The 584-nt window shown below is 62.7% G+C and carries 1 protein-coding gene; it reads right to left on the bottom strand.

Going from position 1 to position 584, the window contains the following annotated elements:
* On the bottom strand, positions 1 to 584 hold a 584-nt coding region (locus tag GFB48_RS17400; protein ID WP_240464900.1), incomplete at both ends, for a zonular occludens toxin domain-containing protein.

The raw sequence follows: 584 nt of genomic DNA, 5'->3' as shown, positions 1-584 counted from the left end.
CTGCCCTGCTCGGCCGCAACAGGCTTAGCCGGAGTCGCCGTCGTCAACTGGCCGGTACGGTAGTAGACCCGGTACGCCAGGAACGCCGCGATCAGCACGCAGGCGATGAACAGCATCAGCACAGGCGGCACGGTGTACTTGCGCTTGATGTGCAGACTGGAGGACTTGTACAGGCCAAAGCTGGACTTCGGCAGGCTCCACTTCTTCTTGATCGGCGCAGTGTTGAACGTCTCCGGGTTCGCGCACTCCGGCCATTCGTAGTACCAGCGTCCGAGCAAGCCAGCGTCCCGCAGGTGGACATGCTGCCCCACCAGCTTGCGGATATGACTGTCCAGGAACGTCGGGTTCTGCGTGATCAGAACAAACGTCACGCCGGTATGCCGCACCGTCTCAAACGCCGCCACGTGGTCAGGCACCTTAGACCCGGCCGTGCGGACGCGAAACACCCGCTGCGCCTCATCCAGCACGATCAGCGAGTTCGGCGGGAAGGTGAAGTACGGCAGCATCATCCCTGGGTTTTCAGGGTCTTCGCGCAGCTCCGTCCAGTCCGAAACCGCCGGCGTCGGGATATACGGCAGCTTCAG

The organism is Paraferrimonas sp. SM1919 (genome assembly GCF_010993985.1).
Taxonomy (GTDB): domain Bacteria; phylum Pseudomonadota; class Gammaproteobacteria; order Enterobacterales; family Shewanellaceae; genus SM1919.
Note: the sequence above shows the minus strand (reverse complement) of the source record. Positions and strands in the feature narration are given on the sequence as shown.